Annotated in this window: 16 protein-coding genes; 14 read left to right on the top strand and 2 right to left on the bottom strand. The window is 44.8% G+C overall.

The window, feature by feature from the left end; genetic code table 11:
• Positions 1 to 29: 29 nt before the first annotated feature.
• The 8 genes from ACO0KY_RS08480 (at position 30) to ACO0KY_RS08445 (ending at position 9,526) form a co-directional block, all read left to right on the top strand.
• Complete coding sequence (locus ACO0KY_RS08480) at positions 30 to 2,117, top strand: EAL domain-containing protein (protein WP_423045233.1); 2,088 nt, start codon at positions 30 to 32, stop codon at positions 2,115 to 2,117.
• 185 nt (positions 2,118 to 2,302) lie between these two features.
• Positions 2,303 to 2,476: a CsbD family protein gene (locus tag ACO0KY_RS08475; protein WP_186913297.1), complete on the top strand. Its 174-nt coding sequence runs from the start codon at positions 2,303 to 2,305 to the stop codon at positions 2,474 to 2,476.
• A 655-nt stretch (positions 2,477 to 3,131) separates the two neighbouring features.
• Positions 3,132 to 4,370 (top strand): glycosyltransferase, encoded by a 1,239-nt coding sequence (locus tag ACO0KY_RS08470; RefSeq protein WP_423045314.1) that lies wholly within the window; start codon positions 3,132 to 3,134, stop codon positions 4,368 to 4,370.
• A gap of 3 nt (positions 4,371 to 4,373) precedes the next feature.
• The gene (locus tag ACO0KY_RS08465; protein WP_423045232.1) at positions 4,374 to 5,411 is read left to right on the top strand and encodes a polymer-forming cytoskeletal protein; all 1,038 of its coding nucleotides are present in this window, start codon (positions 4,374 to 4,376) and stop codon (positions 5,409 to 5,411) included.
• Entirely contained in the window at positions 5,399 to 6,397 is a 999-nt protein-coding gene (locus ACO0KY_RS08460) for a hypothetical protein (protein ID WP_423045231.1), read from the top strand. Before ACO0KY_RS08465 ends, ACO0KY_RS08460 begins: the two co-directional genes overlap by 13 nt.
• A gap of 102 nt (positions 6,398 to 6,499) precedes the next feature.
• The gene (gene wecB / locus ACO0KY_RS08455; RefSeq protein WP_423045230.1) at positions 6,500 to 7,699 is read left to right on the top strand and encodes a non-hydrolyzing UDP-N-acetylglucosamine 2-epimerase; all 1,200 of its coding nucleotides are present in this window, start codon (positions 6,500 to 6,502) and stop codon (positions 7,697 to 7,699) included.
• Positions 7,700 to 7,777: 78 nt separating this feature from the next.
• Positions 7,778 to 8,677, top strand: a complete 900-nt coding sequence (locus ACO0KY_RS08450) for a YaiO family outer membrane beta-barrel protein (RefSeq protein WP_423045229.1) — start codon at positions 7,778 to 7,780, stop codon at positions 8,675 to 8,677.
• Positions 8,678 to 8,812: 135 nt separating this feature from the next.
• A complete protein-coding gene (locus ACO0KY_RS08445) occupies positions 8,813 to 9,526 on the top strand; it encodes a hypothetical protein (protein ID WP_423045228.1) in 714 nt (237 codons plus the stop codon).
• 114 nt (positions 9,527 to 9,640) lie between these two features.
• Here ACO0KY_RS08445 and ACO0KY_RS08440 read toward each other — a convergent pair whose 3' ends face one another.
• Positions 9,641 to 10,243, bottom strand: a complete 603-nt coding sequence (locus ACO0KY_RS08440; protein ID WP_222613125.1) for a nitroreductase family protein — start codon at positions 10,241 to 10,243, stop codon at positions 9,641 to 9,643.
• Between the two features lie 87 nt (positions 10,244 to 10,330).
• Positions 10,331 to 10,516: a CsbD family protein gene (locus tag ACO0KY_RS08435; RefSeq protein ID WP_423045227.1), complete on the bottom strand. Its 186-nt coding sequence runs from the start codon at positions 10,514 to 10,516 to the stop codon at positions 10,331 to 10,333.
• A gap of 434 nt (positions 10,517 to 10,950) precedes the next feature.
• Here ACO0KY_RS08435 and ACO0KY_RS08430 point away from each other — a divergent pair, with 434 nt between their 5' ends.
• The 6 genes from ACO0KY_RS08430 to ACO0KY_RS08405 all read left to right on the top strand — a co-directional run bounded on the left by ACO0KY_RS08430 (position 10,951) and on the right by ACO0KY_RS08405 (position 16,663).
• Positions 10,951 to 11,988: a zinc-dependent alcohol dehydrogenase family protein gene (locus ACO0KY_RS08430; RefSeq protein WP_423045226.1), complete on the top strand. Its 1,038-nt coding sequence runs from the start codon at positions 10,951 to 10,953 to the stop codon at positions 11,986 to 11,988.
• A 71-nt stretch (positions 11,989 to 12,059) separates the two neighbouring features.
• A complete protein-coding gene (gene grpE, locus ACO0KY_RS08425; protein WP_423045225.1) occupies positions 12,060 to 12,617 on the top strand; it encodes a nucleotide exchange factor GrpE in 558 nt (185 codons plus the stop codon).
• 41 nt (positions 12,618 to 12,658) lie between these two features.
• Complete coding sequence (dnaK, locus tag ACO0KY_RS08420) at positions 12,659 to 14,596, top strand: molecular chaperone DnaK (protein ID WP_423045224.1); 1,938 nt, start codon at positions 12,659 to 12,661, stop codon at positions 14,594 to 14,596.
• Positions 14,597 to 14,664: 68 nt separating this feature from the next.
• Positions 14,665 to 15,645 (top strand): DnaJ C-terminal domain-containing protein, encoded by a 981-nt coding sequence (locus ACO0KY_RS08415; RefSeq protein WP_423045223.1) that lies wholly within the window; start codon positions 14,665 to 14,667, stop codon positions 15,643 to 15,645.
• A 2-nt stretch (positions 15,646 to 15,647) separates the two neighbouring features.
• Positions 15,648 to 16,022: a chaperone modulator CbpM gene (locus tag ACO0KY_RS08410; RefSeq protein WP_423045222.1), complete on the top strand. Its 375-nt coding sequence runs from the start codon at positions 15,648 to 15,650 to the stop codon at positions 16,020 to 16,022.
• A 287-nt stretch (positions 16,023 to 16,309) separates the two neighbouring features.
• A complete protein-coding gene (locus ACO0KY_RS08405; protein WP_423045221.1) occupies positions 16,310 to 16,663 on the top strand; it encodes a hypothetical protein in 354 nt (117 codons plus the stop codon).
• The last annotated feature ends 23 nt before the right edge of the window (positions 16,664 to 16,686 follow it).

Here is a 16,686-nt window from a genome sequence, read left to right as displayed (position 1 = left end):
AGTCTCAATACGGAACATATTTTCATCTCATGACCAATTCAGTCTTGATCGTTTCCAATAACGCTGCAGATATTAAGCAGCTTGACTATGCATTACGCAATGAGGCGGCTGATCAGTACGACATAGAAAGTGCGATCAAACTCTCTGAAGCAATAAGCTACCTGACCTCACATAAAGTAGACGCTATTTTATTGGATTTATCTTTGCCCGACAGCCAGGGAATGAATAGTTTTCACCGTTTGAGCAGAATCGTCCCTTTTACGCCGATATTGATATTAGTTGATGAAGCCGCTAATTTATCGATTGATAAATCAGACTCAACCGGAATCGCGGGATACTTAGCGAAGTCGCATTCCCCTAATTATCTGGTTGCGCAGACCGTGAGAAATGTGCTTCAACATCAGTTAAAGCAAACAGTGAGCTTTATTGAAAAAACACGTGCAGAAATCATTCTTAACTCTATTGGTGACGCGGTAGTAGGAACCGATTTGGCCGGAAACATTGACTATTTGAATGTCGCTGCAGAACAATTAACACAGTGGACAAGGCAACACGCTAAGGGGCGTGCGATTTCCGATGTTATGCCAATTATCAATGCAGAGACACGGAAGAGTACCCGCAATCCCGTTGATGTTGTTCTCGAAAATGACCATCCCAGTACTCTGCAACCAGGAGCTGTGTTGGTTCGTCCTGACGGAAGCGAGCTCAATATTGAAGATTCAACCGCACCCGTGCATGACTCTAGCGGGTCTTTAGTCGGTGCCGTGATGGTGTTTCATGACATCACTGCAACGCAGGCGATGTCGGCGAAACTGGCCTATTTCGCTAAGCACGATTTTTTAACCAATCTCCCTAATCGTATACTTTTAAACGATAGAATTTCCCAGGCAATTAACCTCGCTAACCGCAGACATACGCAACTCGCTATTCTATTTTTGGATTTGGATAATTTTAAGCACATTAACGATTCGCTGGGACATGGGGTCGGTGATCTGCTATTACAGTCGGTAACAGAAAAGTTATGTAGTTGTGTCCGTCATTCAGATACCGTGAGTCGGCAAGGCGGGGATGAGTTCATTATCCTGATAAACGAAGACCAATCTGGCGAAAACGCTGCACTGACCGCAAACAAAATTCTGCGCGTTTTATCCAACTCGCAGAATGTCGGGGAACATGTTCTTCATGTGACAACCAGTATTGGGATTAGTATTTATCCCAATGATGGTGAAAATGCGGAAACACTGATTAAAAATGCTGACACGGCGATGTACCAAGCGAAAGAACGAGGAAGAAATAACTTCCAATTTTTCAAAAAAGAAATGAATGAGCGTGCGGTTGAGCGGCAATTGATTGAATCCAATCTCAGGCAAGCGATAGACAAAAAAGAATTTGTTTTGCATTACCAACCAAAAATAAATTTGAGAAGTGGTGTAATTACCGGTGCCGAAGCTTTATTACGATGGCCGCATCCAGTGTGGGGCAATGTTAAGCCAGCACGATTCATCGGTATTGCGGAAGATTCAGGCTTGATCATTGAAATAGGTCGGTGGGTATTGCGAGAGGCATGCTTACAGATGAAATCGTGGATAGAAAATGGCATTCTGATTCTCAACATCGCCGTCAATATCTCAGCTTTAGAGTTTCGTCGGCTTGATTTTGCTACGTCGGTCGCAGACATACTGGCAGATTGCAAATTAGATGGTAAATACCTGCAGTTAGAAATTACTGAAAGCGTGTTGATGCAGGATGTTGATCTCAGCACAGATATCTTACGAGAACTAAAGAAAATGGGCGTGAAAATTGCTGTCGACGATTTCGGTACCGGTTATTCAAGCTTAAGTTATTTGAAAAAATTTCCGATCGATGTGCTAAAAATTGACCAATCCTTTGTCCGTGATATTGGGGCATTAAACGAAGATTGCGCCATTGTCAGTGCTATAGTCGCTATGGGAAATAGCCTTAATTATCTTGTCGTTGCTGAAGGTGTAGAAGATACGACACAAATGAATTTTTTAAAAAAGATACGTTGTGAAGAAGGGCAGGGTTATGTCATTGCCTCGCCTATGGAAGCCGATAAATTTTCGTTCTTTGTTGAGAAAAATCGGTCTGTAGTTTAAGTATTGGAGCCTCTTTTTTGACCTTTATTATTCATCATTTGCCGCGAATGTTCTTTGGCGTACAGAAAAATCAAGCAAATCTGCTAGCCTGAATTCCACCCTTAGAAATTAATCCAAGCCAGCATTAATTTTTATTGGGATTAAAAAATGACATTTGTTTTTGAACGTAGCGGATAAGGAAAATGATGAATAAAGATCAGATGCAGGGAACCGCCAGAGAAATCGTCGGAAAATTTCAGAAAAATTTTGGCGAAATATTTGGAAATAGGTTACAAAAAGAGAAGGGCACGACCAATCAATTATCAGGGAAATCACAAAAATCTCTTGGCGATATTAAGGCATTTATCGCCAAAAATTGAATTTGATTAAATGGCGAATTAAATTAGTTCGACAATATGTTCCAGGTACTTGCCAGAGTTCATTTTGGAAAAGTACCTTTTTTTGCCTTGCTTTCACTTCCTTATCTTGTTTCCAGATCGTATCTGCTGATGGCTAGTCCCCGTTCCAACTATCAAGCCCCTTGTAAGCAGATATCACATTCAATCTTTCTTTATCGCTGAACAATCCGATATAAGTGCGTTATCGCACAGATGCTTAAAGTGCAAGCCTCTAGTATTTGCCTGACTGCGGAAAACTCTGCATGTGGAGCACATTTTGATAGGGGCAATCATGTTTTTACCGAGTTTCGGCGGCAAACATAAAAAAGTAATTGAGAATTGGCTCAGCCACGCGAGGGCGTTCGTTAGCCAATATGCCAGGTTCATCTGGACTGTCGGGCGCAATCTTGTGGTCATATTTTCTCTCTGCGCTCTGAGTATTCTCTTGCTTTCCAAGGCGTTTTCTATGCCTCCCATTCCGCTAAATAAGCTTGAAACTGTCGCACTTACTAGCTTATACGCAGTTAATTTTTATCAATTTCTTCTGTCGCAAATCCCATCTTGGCCAGAAAGTATGCCGTTTAATGGCGCCAACATTCATTTCGATGAGGGATATATCCAGATTTTTGTCTCTCTAATGGCGTCAGTATTGGTATTTATCGTCGTGATTATGATGATCTATGCGGTACGGCATGTACTTTTCACTTTGAATCGTCTTTTTGGCAATCAACGTCACCCCTATCTGGATATCGATTGCGCACGATGGCCTTTGGTGACCGTATTTATCGCTGCACATAACGAAGAAAAAGTGATCGAAGGTTGTCTTAAAGCGCTTCTAAACAGTAATTATCCAGTCAGCTCGTTGAGGATTGTGCCGGTTAATGATCGATCAAGCGATGGCACGCGCGACATCATTGATCAATATGTAAGCCAATTCCCCGGGCGCATTACACCATTTCACCGTACCAGTGGAAAACCAGGCAAGGCCGCTGCACTTAAAGACGCGTTGGTTCATGCGCATGGCGATCTGGCGATCATTTTTGACGCTGACTACATCCCCGGGCGGGGATTGTTAAAGCAATTGATTGCACCATTTTTTGATCCGGAAGTAGGCGCAGTGATGGGGCGGGTGGTGCCCATCAATGCAGGTGTCAATTTGCTCACACGCATGCTGGACTTAGAACGTTCTGGCGGCTATCAAGTTGATCAGCAAGCGAGGATGAATCTCAAATTAGTACCGCAATATGGCGGTACTGTCGGGGGCGTTCGCTTGTCTGCCGTTGAAGCTTCAGGTGGGTGGCACGACAATGTGTTGGCCGAAGATACCGATATTACCTATCGGTTATTGATCAATGGCTGGAAAACCATTTATACCAACCGCTCTGAATGTTATGAAGAAGTACCTGAAGACTGGGCAGTAAGGATCAAACAGGTGAAACGCTGGGCCAAAGGTCACAATCAGGTTTTAGTGCGCTATTGGTATTCGTTTATTAAAAGCGATTATTTGAGTTTGCGCGAACGCGTCGATGGCTTATTGCTGCTATTCGTCTTTGTGATGCCGCCTTTATTGTTGCTTGGTTGGTTTCTAGCCGTCGCTTTGTATTTTTTGAATGCTGGTTCTTTAGTTTCCGCTTTGATTCCTGTGTTTGCATTGCTTGCTTACGGCACCATGGGTAATTTTGCGGCATTCTTTGAAATAACAATTGCCGTTCTGTTAGATGGCAACCGGCGAAGAATTTTGTTGTTGCCGTTTAATCTTTTAGGTTTTTTCATCAGTCTGTTTGCGATTTCATCATCGGTCGCTAGCTTAATTGGCGACCATCTATTCAAGCGCGATATGGTGTGGGAAAAAACCATACGTTATCGGAAGGCGTGAACCATGACCGCACTTTTTTTGTTTTGGCCCGCTTTTGGATTTATTTGTCTTGGATTAATGTTGACCGCATTTCGGCCTGCATGGCGTGAATGGCGCCAACCGACTGACTGCGCGCCCTTGACAGTAGGAATCGACTATAGCAACGACGTTATTTATTTTGCTGAAAAATTCCGAACGATGGTACAGGCATATCGGCGCGGCGAACCACAAGCAAGTTCTTCATTCCAGATGGTGAATGCGGATATAGAGACAATGAGGTGGAGTAATGTAACGCGGCCATTGCTGTCCTTGACTTCGTTGGTGAGCCGACAAGCGATTCATTGCGTTCAGCCATTATTCATTGACGGCGATATCCATTTACATGACGGCGACCGGCTTGCTGCTCTGTTTGCGCAGGGCAGCATAAATATGGAGTCCGGTAGTGAAATTTATGGATGGGCACATGCCGAAAAGGGCGTCGTTCTTGGGCCATGCTGTAGTGTGCGACGCCGGCTGTCCTCTATGACTAGCATTGAACTGGGGGTCGAATCTTCTTTTGAACGTGTTCATGCACCGACAGTCTCTTTCGGTGGTGGAACTCCCAGACTAAGTTCACCTGTTCCGGCTCCTCAAAAAGAACGTTTTTTTAAAGACATTCCCAATGCCATTCTTCGGACGAAGGTTCTGTGTCGAGTTACTGGTGACTGCGTATTACCGGCACACTCCATATATCATGGATCTTTGGTTGTGACCGGTTGCTTATTTGTCGGCGCAGGAACAACAATTATCGGCGATATCAAAGCACGAATGGGCATCGTGATAGAGGCTGGTGCACAGATTTTAGGCTCTGTGGTTAGTGAACGACGGATACAAATCTTACAATCCGCAGAAATTAGCGGGCCGTTGATTTCAGAAAGCATTATTCATCTCAACGAGCATTCCATTATTGGCTCACTAGAATTTCCCACGACTGTGACAGCGAAAAATATTGTTGCTGAAGCTGGGGCAATTGTCCACGGCACCGTTTGGGCGCGTGAGCTGGGTATCGTATGGTCATTCTGAGAGCTTTTACAAGAACTATATTTATCAACTGTATCTTATGTTTTTCGGCGCACGCTATTGCTGCGGTCGCTGCGATCACGACATTGGATTTATCGACATACGCTGACAAGGACGGTGCGATTTCTATTCAGGAACATGGCGACACCATTGATCCCTATTTTGTATTACAAGCCTTATTACTCGCACATGACCATGGACTCAGCAATAAGGTGATCAGCAAAAAATGGATCAACTGGTTGATTGTCAGACAAAAACCCGATGCAACTTTTGATCGTTTTTGTAAGGTGGGGCCGGTGTGGGCACCATGTAAGACTGCAGATGCAGATGATGCTTTGTTGGCGCTATGGATTAGATTGCTTGAGGCTTTACCGGAGGATCTCAAAACAAGTCTGACATGGCAGCAGAGCCGTATCCGCAGTATCAACGCTCTATCTCAATTAATTGACGCCAATCGGGGAATTTATCTGGTCTCTCCCGTGTATCAACACGGCCTATTTATGGATAACCTGGAAGTTCTCTCATATCAATCAACAGATCGTGACAACGACAAGCTATTGCCAACTAAGACGTTGGAAAACAATATCCGCCGCTTATTTTGGGATCAGCAAAGGAAAATTTTCCTGGTTTCGACGCAAGCTGAACAAAAAGAGATGGCAAGCAAATTCTACCCTGATCAAGTCGCCCAGATCTTCCCTCTACTTTATCGCAACAACGGGATCATTACGACGAATCGCCATCAATATTACCAACAATGGATGCGCAGGCACAGGCAAGAATGGTTGATGCAGTCACGTGAGGATTTTGCATGGGGGCTGATCGCCGTCATTGCACAGCAAGAGGGCGACAGCGAATCTGCACGTTGTTGGATGCGCGACGCTGGGCGCACAAGACATACACCGCATTGGATAGTCAGCGACGAAGTTGCCTGGCAAATACTATCCAAAGACGGATTAAACCCAGCGGCGAACAACACTAAGTGTCTCTGATTTTTGGCAGCACATGTTTTACCTTCGCTTTACCTTTGTTTTACCAGATCACGCTTTTGAGTTTTTTCCGAATGTCATTTCTTTGATAAAGAAGGCTATAAAATGCAAAATAAAATCTATCTGGCGTGCGTAGGAACGCGTCCGGAAATCATCAAAATCGCACCGATTTATCATGAGATGAAGGCGCGAGGACACCAAATGTTGTTAGTGCACACTGGACAACATGAAGCGGTGACTGATGCACTGTATGCATTTTTTGATATGCCGCCGGATATCACGATTCACTTAAAGCGGCTTTCACCTTCATTAACAGATCTGACCTGTGCTTTATTGCAGTCGGTGGATACGGCGATCGACAAACTTCACGCTGACGTCATTTTGGTTCAGGGTGACACGACCTCTGCATTTGTCGGTGGGTTGCTTGCGTATTATCATCGTAAGCAACTGGCGCATATCGAGGCCGGATTACGTACTCACGAAAGCGAGCCATTTCCAGAAGAAAAAAACCGCGAAATGTTAGGGCGGTTGGCCGATTGGCATTTTCCTCCGACTGAACAATCCGCACTAAACCTCGTCAACGAAGGAATTAGACCTGACCGTATCTTTGAAGTAGGCAATACCGTTATTGATGCGGCACTCTGGACGCATCAGAAAATTTCCAGTACCGGATTCGACTTCTCCAGCGTTGCACCGGCTGCATTGGTGAGTTTTCTGAAAGAATTTGATCGCCATAGAGTTATCCTGGTAACCGCGCATCGCCGTGAAAATTGGGGTCAACCCATACGTGATATAGCTCAAGCCGTTGCACAATTACTTGAGCAACACGAAGACATCCTGGTAGTTTGGCCAGTTCATCCAAATCCTGCGGTGAGAATGGATGTGGAAGCTGTTATGCGGCAATTACCCGCCAATGCCCAAAGTCGTATTTGCTTAACTGAACCTTTAGGATATCAGGCACTGATTGCTACCCTGGTTCGCTGCGAATTTGTCATTACCGATTCCGGTGGCATACAAGAGGAAGCTTCAGCGTTTGCTAAGCCGGTGTTGATTACGCGCAAAAGTACCGAACGCCAAGAATTAGTCGATTCCGGTGGTGCACTCCTTGTCGGAACTGACATTGCCACGATATTGAAATCTGCAGAATCTCTGCTTTCTGATCCACAGTTTTATCGCAGTATGCAAGTTGCTGATAGTCCCTTTGGAGATGGCTGCAGCGCTCGTCGTATTGTGGATGTGTTGACCTTAGGCCAGGGCAATTTGATGTCAAAGCTTGCCGAACTTCCCACCACCGTTGTCCAGTAACTTCGACCAAGGTTCTCAACGAGGAACTTTTATTTAAAAAATTCCTCGCCTTCATCTCATCAATAGGAAACCGTGAATATGAATGACAACACCATGAAGACTGTACAGCGCGTTACTACGTCTCTTGAAAAAAAATCTGCTGATTGTATTGCGATCGCACTTCTTAGTATCGGAATCCTTCACTGCCAAACAGGTAGGGCGCAAGAACAAAATAAAGGCATCGCCGACGATGGAAATATACCTGTCTTATTGACGTCAGGCCTGGAATCACAACCGCTTCGCTCCATTGAGATCAGTGTTGGCGATCAACATCTCACCAATGACTATGGCGATTGGCGAGATATTTCCATTAATGGTGTTTATACGTTGGGGCAGCAGATTTTTCAACTTGAACTCGCATCCAAACGAGAATTCAACACTGCCGGAAATTTTCTTGGCTTCGCGGATACCGTGACAATCAATGACGATTGGTACACCAGGATATCTGCAGGCGCTGGCGACGGCGCATTTTATTTGCCACGGTATCGTGGGGATCTTTTTATATACAAAAAATGGTTGGAGCATCGCAATTTCGTCACTTCTTTGGGAGTGGGTTACTACAGTTCCCCAGATGGTCATATTGATCGAAATGTGAATATCGGTGGCGTGTATTACTTTGAATCTCCATGGATTGTTCAGTTAGGCTTACGTTACAACCGGAGTAACCCTGGCCAGGTGGGAACCCATCAACAACTGATTGCTATCACTTATGGTCGTGATAAGCATGATCAGATCACATTGCGCAGCGGATGGGGGGGAGAGGCGTACCAACAGATTTCATCGCAAGAGGCCATTGTTAATTTTCAGAGTCGCGAAGTGAGTGTGATGTGGCATCACTGGCTGACCCCGGTTTCAGGATTCATGCTCAGTGCCGAACGCTATAGCAACCCTCTATACGAACGCGCTGGTGGCCGCATAGGCTATTTCCAGCAATTCTGAGCTTGGTCAGCCATGGAACAGCTAAATAAAAGCATACTTACTAAGGCCATAGTTCAGGACGCTGCTTTACAAAAGGGCCTATTTGCCTTGGAGACCATCAGGCAGCGCGACTCCCAAAGTAGCACGCATCGATCTATGGGATCATTTTCGCTAGCACCGGCATTGTTGTTTCAAATAATTGTATTGCCGATCGTCTTTTGTATTTTGCTATTGGGACTCAAACCTTACATTTTTGCCGGGTGGCAGCAATGTATTTTATTTTTTGCCCGTCAATTGTCAATACCGTTATTAGCGTTGAATGAACAGCCAGACCTTTCCCATTTAGGTTTTACGTGGAACGGTGTAATCACGGCAACAGCGGGTGACCTCAATGCGTGGTGGGTCAGTTTTTTTATGACTTTGTTAGCGTTGATCGGCAGCTTTTGGTTGGATAAACATCGTATACCTCTTAAATATTTGTTGCGCATTATTTGCGTTTTACAAATTTTTTCGATGGCTTTTTTCTTTTTTTTTCCAGATCGGTTTCCATACACCATTGACAGCCATAGCCTGAACCTGATCAACATGGGCTACGTCGTAATATTGGGAATTCCTTTCATGCTGAGTCTGGGCTATTACGTGCTTGAAGTAAGCTTGCTACGAAAAATTATCAGCACAATCTACGTTCTTACCTATTTTTTGGTGCTGGTACCGTTTCAGGTGATGTTCCATATGTTGTTGCTGCAGTATTGTTCATTATTGATCATGCCTGTTTTGTACGTGTGTTTAGGTATGTTGTTTGATGTCTTAATATTCGTGGCTTTATATTCGCAACTAGCCAGTAAGATAGGGCAGCAAGCAATGAAGTAAAAAAGATAGGGGTTCAGCCCCGATTGTACGTAGTTTGATTTAAACTGAAAATACAGTACCAGAAGCGAGCTATAACCTTACTTCTGGTACGCCTCACGAAAGATGAAAATGTGATTACTTCCATGCCAGAATATTGGCCTTCTTACGTGGAACTGGCAATGCGCTTTCCGCAGCGACGCCCAAGATAATCGGGGCAATGATATGAATCTCGTCGCTTATGCCTAGCTCTTTTTTCCACTCTGACGTGTTTAAGATCTGTACGGCAAAGCCGATCACACAAGTCGCGAGACCATATGCACACGCTGCAAGCATCAAATTTTCTGCCGCCAACCAGCAATCTGCACTCGCAAATTCACCTACCGGTTTGGCGCATACCAACACCAAACTCGGTGCATTATAAAAAATATTGAAATCTGTCGCAGTAAAGTGCTGATGCATAGCGCTCGCGGTGAATGCTGGCTTTTCAGTAGAAAGGCTCAGGGCATTTTTTGCAGATTCGGATATCCGTTTTAATAGCGTTGGGTCCTGGATGACCATGAATTCCCACGGCTCTTCGTGCATGGCTGTTGGCGCCTGAACCGCGGCATCAAGCAATTGCAGTATCCGTTCGCGGCTTGTTTTCTCATCTGTAAAATTTCTCACCGCCCGTCGCTGATAAATCGCTTCGATGATGCTTAAGTTGTCGCTATTAACGGATTTCATGGGAATATTGTGCACGATTTTTCCTTGCGTTGAACGTCTGTGCTTTATGGAAGCGAGCAACAGGTAATGCATCCTAACCTATTGCTCGTGTTGCCTAAGCGCTTAAATATTGTTGATTGCCTTTGCAATATCCGCTTTCGCATCGCCTGTCGTGGCCTGAACGGCACCGGCATTTTTTTGCATATTGCCTTTGACTTGCAGGCCTTTTTTACCTGTAATCTTACCGGCTATTTCCTTTACTTTACCCTTGACTTCTTCTGTTCTTCCGTTGATCTGATCTTTATTCATGATGACTCCTGATATGTTTTGCGGCACATCGCCGAAACATGGCAATTGCCATGCCTGCTCGGACTGTATTTCAACGCATCAATCAAATCTGTTCGATAACAAACACAATTAAAAATTAATTGACGAATCGATATAGGGTGGCAGAGTGCGATCAGAAACGCGATATTCATTGTCAAAAAAAATTAATATGAAAGTACGTTAGCGTACTGAAAAGCGAACTTCTGTTCTGTAGTGTTTAACTAACGGTTTAACCATAGGTTCTACCATTGGCTTTAAAGGTGGTTTTAAACAAGGCACTGCCAGTTTCCTCCCATCATGATCAAAGACCAGATGGGAATAAATCTAAGTCTGAGCAAAATTGCCTAGGCTACAGTGGGTATTTCGTCCAAAAAGCATTTTGCACCACGTTGATTTACCTTGATATGGAGTCGTCTATGAAAGCTCTCGTCTACCACGGACCCGGCAAGAAGTCGCTTGATGAATGCCCAAAGCCAGAAATTATTGATCCAACTGATGCCATCGTAAAAGTCACGAAAACCACGATCTGCGGCACCGATTTGCATATTCTCAAAGGAGATGTCGCTACTTGCAAACCTGGTCGTATTCTTGGGCATGAAGGTGTCGGCGTTATTGAAAAAGTCGGCTCCTCAGTCAGCGCATTTAAGACAGGGGACAAAGTATTAATTTCTTGTATCAGCGCTTGCGGTAAATGCGCATTTTGTCGCAAGCAAATGTATTCGCATTGCACGACTGGTGGCTGGATACTCGGAAATAGCATTGATGGGACGCAAGCCGAGTTTGTTCGAATTCCATACGCTGATACGAGTTTATATCCGATTCCTGATGGTGCTGATGAAGAGGCGTTGGTCATGTTGAGCGATATATTGCCAACAGGTTTTGAATGCGGTGTTCTGAATGGTAAGGTCCAACCCGGCAATACGATAGCAATCGTCGGTTCAGGTCCTATCGGGCTGGCTGCTTTGTTGACGGCGCAATTTTATTCACCTGCCGAGATCATCATGATCGATCTTGATGACAATAGACTCGCAGTGGCAAAGAGATTCGGTGCTACAAAAACTATCAATAGTAAGGATGGCAAAGCCAGTGAAGAGGTCATGAATTTGACTGGTGGCAGAGGCGTCGATACGGCTATTGAGGCCGTAGGCGTCCCCGCTACATTCGAACTTTGCCAGAAAATTATCGGCGCTGGAGGAACAATTGCCAATATAGGCGTACATGGTACTAAGGTAGACCTGCATTTAGAAAGCCTTTGGGATCGTAACCTGACAATCACCACCCGCCTGGTAGATACCGTTAGCACGCCGATGTTGCTCAATGTAGTTCAGTCGAAACGTCTGGATGCTACACAATTAATTACCCATCATTTCAAATTAACCGAGATTTTGAAAGCCTATGAAACTTTTGGCCATGCCGCGACGACCGATGCGCTCAAGGTCATCATTGAAACTTGAATCGGTTTTTCTCGTCGCGGGTAGATGCAGCGGGGCCAATCGTTAAGCTGAAGTCTCTTGAAAGTAGCGTAATGCAAGAACAGGAAAACAATAGTGCAGCAAGCAATGTAACTGCACCCGATCTGTCACCGATACCCGTCATCGCACTGAATGATCAACGCTTAATTGCGCAATTGGCCAAAACCGAAGCCTTACTAGCCGAGACGTCAGATGCGCTTCTGCGCGCCAGAGCCGATTCAGAGAATACGCGACGGCGTTCGCTAGACGACATGGCAAAGGCCAGGAAATTTGCCATAGAAAGCTTTGCTGAGGCGATGGTGCCTGTGAAAGATAGTCTCGAAATGGCCTTGATGCTTGATTGGCCATCGTTTGAGGCTTTGCGCGAAGGCGTAGAGATCACCTTAAAACAATTGAATTCGGCATTTGAACGTCATGGGTTGTTGGAAATCACGCCAGCCAGAGGAGAGAAAATCGATCCTGAAAAGCACCAGGCAGTCGCTTTAATTCCTACTAATGATCAAGAATCAAACACGGTCGTCAGTGTTTTACAAAAGGGATACATGCTGGCTGACAGATTATTACGTCCCGCCATCGTCACTGCTGCGCAGGCTTCTCCTTCAAAAACTTGAAGAGAACCAGCGCTGCGAACAACACTAACCAAGGAAATAAGATGAGTAAAATGATAGGTATCGATCTGGGCACGACAAATTCTTGCGTCGCTGTCATGGAGGGCGGCAAAGCCAAGGTAATCGAAAATTCAGAGGGTGCGCGCACCACACCCTCCATCATCGCCTATCAGGAAAATGGCGAAATTCTGGTTGGAGCTCCCGCAAAAAGACAAGCAGTAACCAATCCGGTCAACACCTTGTATGCCGTCAAACGCTTAATTGGTCGCAAATTTGATGAAAAAGAAGTGCAAAAAGATATTGATCTGATGCCCTTTAAAATAGTCAAAGCAGACAATGGCGATGCATGGATTGCTGTGCGTGACAAACGCCTTGCACCACCACAGATTTCTGCTGAAGTCTTGCGCAAGATGAAAAAGACGGCCGAAGACTACCTCGGACATGAGGTCACGGAAGCGGTGATTACCGTCCCGGCCTATTTTAATGACGCACAACGACAGGCAACTAAAGACGCCGGACGGATCGCTGGCCTCGACGTCAAACGCATTATCAATGAACCTACTGCCGCCGCTTTGGCATTTGGTTTAGATAAAAATGAAAAAGGTGATAAAAAGATTGCGGTCTACGATCTGGGCGGCGGTACCTTCGATATTTCCATCATAGAAATCGCTGCTGTTGAGAACGAAAAGCAATTTGAAGTACTGTCTACCAACGGCGACACCTTTCTTGGTGGCGAAGATTTTGATCAACGTATTATTGACTACATCATTGACGAATTCAAATCCTTGCATGGCATCGATTTGAAAAAAGACCCCATTGCACTGCAACGCATTAAAGCTTCAGCCGAACGTGCCAAGATAGAACTCTCATCAGCGCAACAAACCGAAATCAATGAGCCGTATATTGCGATGGCAAATGGTGCTCCTATTCATTTGACGCAAAAAATTACCCGCGCAAAATTAGAATCCTTGGTTGAAGAATTAATTAGTGCCACCATAGAACCATGCCGTATTGCGATGAAGGACGCGGGAATTTCAGTCAAAGAAATCGATGATGTGATCTTGGTCGGTGGTATGACGCGTATGCCTAAAGTTCAGGAGAAGGTCAAAGAATTTTTTGGTAAAGAGGCACGTAAGGATGTTAATCCTGATGAAGCAGTCGCTGTTGGCGCTGCAATTCAGGGGGCTGTTTTATCCGGCGATCAAAAAGATTTGCTGCTATTGGATGTTACGCCACTGTCCCTGGGTATAGAAACTATGGGTGGGGTGATGACTAAGATGATCCCTAAAAATACCACGATACCAACCAAATTCAGTCAAATCTTTTCTACCGCTGACGATAATCAGGCAGCAGTGACGATAAAAGTCTTTCAGGGCGAACGAGAGATCTCGGCTGGCAACAAAACTTTAGGTGAGTTTAATCTGGAAGGAATCCCACCTTCTGCACGAGGCTTGCCACAAATCGAAGTTACCTTTGACATTGATGCAAACGGTATCTTGCATGTTGGCGCTAAAGATAAAGCGACCGGGAAAGAAAACAAAATCACGATCAAAGCTAATTCTGGATTAACTGAGCAAGAAATACGTCATATGGTGGAGGACGCAGCGGCAAATGCTGAAGGCGATAAAAAACTTCGTGAGCTCGCTGAAGCGCATAACCACGCAGATGCACTTATTCATGCAGCACATAAATCAATGACCGAGGCTGGCGAAAAACTGAATGCATCAGATCGACTTGAGCTTGATGAGGCAATACTCTCTCTCAAATCAGTGATAAAAGAGGGCGATAAAGCGGCGTTATCGACAAGGCATCAATATCTGGAGAGCTTACTGCAAAAACTGAATCAGACTATGCAAGCAGGTGAACAACAAGCGAGTAATGTTGGCGCAAATCAGCATGAAGGGCAGGGGAATGCATCGCAAGGTTCTACACATCCTGATGATGTTATGGAAGCAGATTTTAAAGAGGTCAAACAAACGTGAAACGGTTTTTTTGAACGGCAGCGTTGTTCATTCTCGACTGAAAACCCAAAACACGTTATGTGGAAACCATGAAATACAAAGACTATTATCAGGTTTTGGGTGTTCCTCGCTCAGCAACTGAATCCGACATAAAAAAAGCGTATCGGAAATTGGCGCATCAGTTTCATCCGGATATTTCCAAAGATCCCGCAGGGGAAGAAAAATTTAAAGCAGTTGCCGAAGCGTATGCGATTTTAAAAAATAAAGAGAAGCGAGCAGAATACGATAATTTGGGGCAGCAATCAGCGGGCGACCAATTTACACCACCACCACAATGGCAGGATGAATTTGCTAGTCAGGCAGGTGATTTCGACGATGTCGATATCTCGGATATTTTTAATGCATTCAATCGTTCAAGAAGTGGTGGCGCGAGCGGTATGGGGCACGGTAAAGGACGTGCTCACCGCAAGGCAGCTCCCATCCGGGGGGATGACTATTCTGTCACTGTAGCCATTAGTCTGGATAAGGTGATGTCTGGCGGAGAAACAGATGTCACCGTTGAATTGCCAGAATCTGATGCTCATGGCTTGCCGCATCGTATGCCACATACCTTTCGCATACAAATACCACGTGGTGCGACTGAAGGGCAACGATTGCGCCTGGCAAACAAAGGCGGTAGTGGAGCAAACGGCGGACCAAATGGGAACTTGTATGTCAAATTAACGATCACTCCCGATCTGATATACCGAATTACGGGGCGCGATTTATATGTTGATCTACCGATTTCACCTTCGCAAGCTGCTTTGGGCGATAGCGTAGACCTTATTTTCTTTGGTACCCGACTCACCGTTGACATTAAACCCGGAACTTGCTCAGGGCAACGCTTACGATTTACCGGCAAAGGTATACCTGCGGACAAAGATACGATCGCTGAAAGTGGTGACCTTTTTGCAGTGATACAAATTCTGGTACCTAAAAAACTCAGTGACGAGCAGCGCGCACTTTACCTCCAATTAGCTGCGATCACGGTATCGCCAACGCGATCATCTGCTGCGAAGGAAACGACATGAGCATGATTCAAGTAGCAAGGGCGAGCCCGCATCAACTAGGGACAGAAAAAACAGTATGCAATGGCTATTATTTGATGGAGATATCAGGCTTAAGTGAATCTGAAATAGAAGCACTTATCGACCACGATTTACTCACGCCATTGAGTAAGCGCAATGAAACAGGCAAGTCCGTGAGAGCAGGTGATACGGTACATTTTGCGTTGCATGCGGTGCTTTTTGCGACGAACGCAAGGCGGCTGCGTGATGATTTTGAACTTGATTGCAATGGACTGATTCTTGCCTTAAATCTGCTGCGTAAAATCGATATCTTACAAGAAGAGCTAAGCGTTCTAAGAGCATGTTTGCCTGCTAGTACCTTTTATTCTGCACTGTCTTAATGGAATGGTGTGTACGCAAACGAACGGAACGTAATTACAATAAAAAGTATCATTTTTACTTCGGAAATATGAAATAACTCGCTGATCACTGGATAGGAATTTTTTGACTATTGATCACTCTTGACACACCAAAAATTAATTTAATGACTCTGCGGGCATTTTATATTTATCCGAACTACCGGGGCTGGCGGTCGGGAAATATTCCAGCACCAAATTGTATATGGTAATGAGTAACCCAGAAATCGATGTTGGGAATTGGCTTAACTATTCAATCACATGGAAAAAATATGACAAATTCAATTCATCTCGATGCTAAGTCGAAAGAACTCAATTACGATCCGAACCATTTATTAAACACCATCATAAAAAATCTCCATCTGAAAAATGACGCTGCGCTGTCACGAGCACTGGAAGTTGCTCCGCCTGTGATTAGTAAAATCAGGCATCGGCATCTGGCAGTGGGAGCGACGCTGCTGATACGTATGAATGAAATCAGCGGCATAGAGATCAAGGAGTTACGTAAGTTGATGGGTGATAAAAGGAAAAAATTTCTAAACCACGAATTATCTTCAAATATAGATACTGAGCAACCGGCGGCAAATGAGTTCCGGAATGGGGTAGCGGTTCAGTTATCTGTTTAATGCATAGACCTACTCCTGGACTA

Source organism: Undibacterium sp. Dicai25W (assembly GCF_049340505.1).
Classification (GTDB): Bacteria; Pseudomonadota; Gammaproteobacteria; order Burkholderiales; family Burkholderiaceae_D; genus Undibacterium; species Undibacterium jejuense.
The sequence above is the reverse complement of the archived record's forward strand: the minus strand, read 5'-3'. Positions and strand labels throughout refer to the sequence as shown.

Coding starts and splice junctions, on each gene's coding strand:
- ACO0KY_RS08480 (WP_423045233.1), top strand. CDS start 30: ATGACCAATTCAGTCTTGATCGTTTCCAATAACGCTGCAGATATTAAG.
- ACO0KY_RS08475 (WP_186913297.1), top strand. CDS start 2,303: ATGAATAAAGATCAGATGCAGGGAACCGCCAGAGAAATCGTCGGAAAA.
- ACO0KY_RS08470 (WP_423045314.1), top strand. CDS start 3,132: ATGGCGTCAGTATTGGTATTTATCGTCGTGATTATGATGATCTATGCG.
- ACO0KY_RS08465 (WP_423045232.1), top strand. CDS start 4,374: ATGACCGCACTTTTTTTGTTTTGGCCCGCTTTTGGATTTATTTGTCTT.
- ACO0KY_RS08460 (WP_423045231.1), top strand. CDS start 5,399: ATGGTCATTCTGAGAGCTTTTACAAGAACTATATTTATCAACTGTATC.
- wecB (WP_423045230.1), top strand. CDS start 6,500: ATGCAAAATAAAATCTATCTGGCGTGCGTAGGAACGCGTCCGGAAATC.
- ACO0KY_RS08450 (WP_423045229.1), top strand. CDS start 7,778: ATGAATGACAACACCATGAAGACTGTACAGCGCGTTACTACGTCTCTT.
- ACO0KY_RS08445 (WP_423045228.1), top strand. CDS start 8,813: ATGGGATCATTTTCGCTAGCACCGGCATTGTTGTTTCAAATAATTGTA.
- ACO0KY_RS08435 (WP_423045227.1), bottom strand. CDS start 10,516: ATGAATAAAGATCAGATCAACGGAAGAACAGAAGAAGTCAAGGGTAAA.
- ACO0KY_RS08430 (WP_423045226.1), top strand. CDS start 10,951: ATGAAAGCTCTCGTCTACCACGGACCCGGCAAGAAGTCGCTTGATGAA.
- grpE (WP_423045225.1), top strand. CDS start 12,060: ATGCAAGAACAGGAAAACAATAGTGCAGCAAGCAATGTAACTGCACCC.
- dnaK (WP_423045224.1), top strand. CDS start 12,659: ATGAGTAAAATGATAGGTATCGATCTGGGCACGACAAATTCTTGCGTC.
- ACO0KY_RS08415 (WP_423045223.1), top strand. CDS start 14,665: ATGAAATACAAAGACTATTATCAGGTTTTGGGTGTTCCTCGCTCAGCA.
- ACO0KY_RS08410 (WP_423045222.1), top strand. CDS start 15,648: ATGATTCAAGTAGCAAGGGCGAGCCCGCATCAACTAGGGACAGAAAAA.
- ACO0KY_RS08405 (WP_423045221.1), top strand. CDS start 16,310: ATGACAAATTCAATTCATCTCGATGCTAAGTCGAAAGAACTCAATTAC.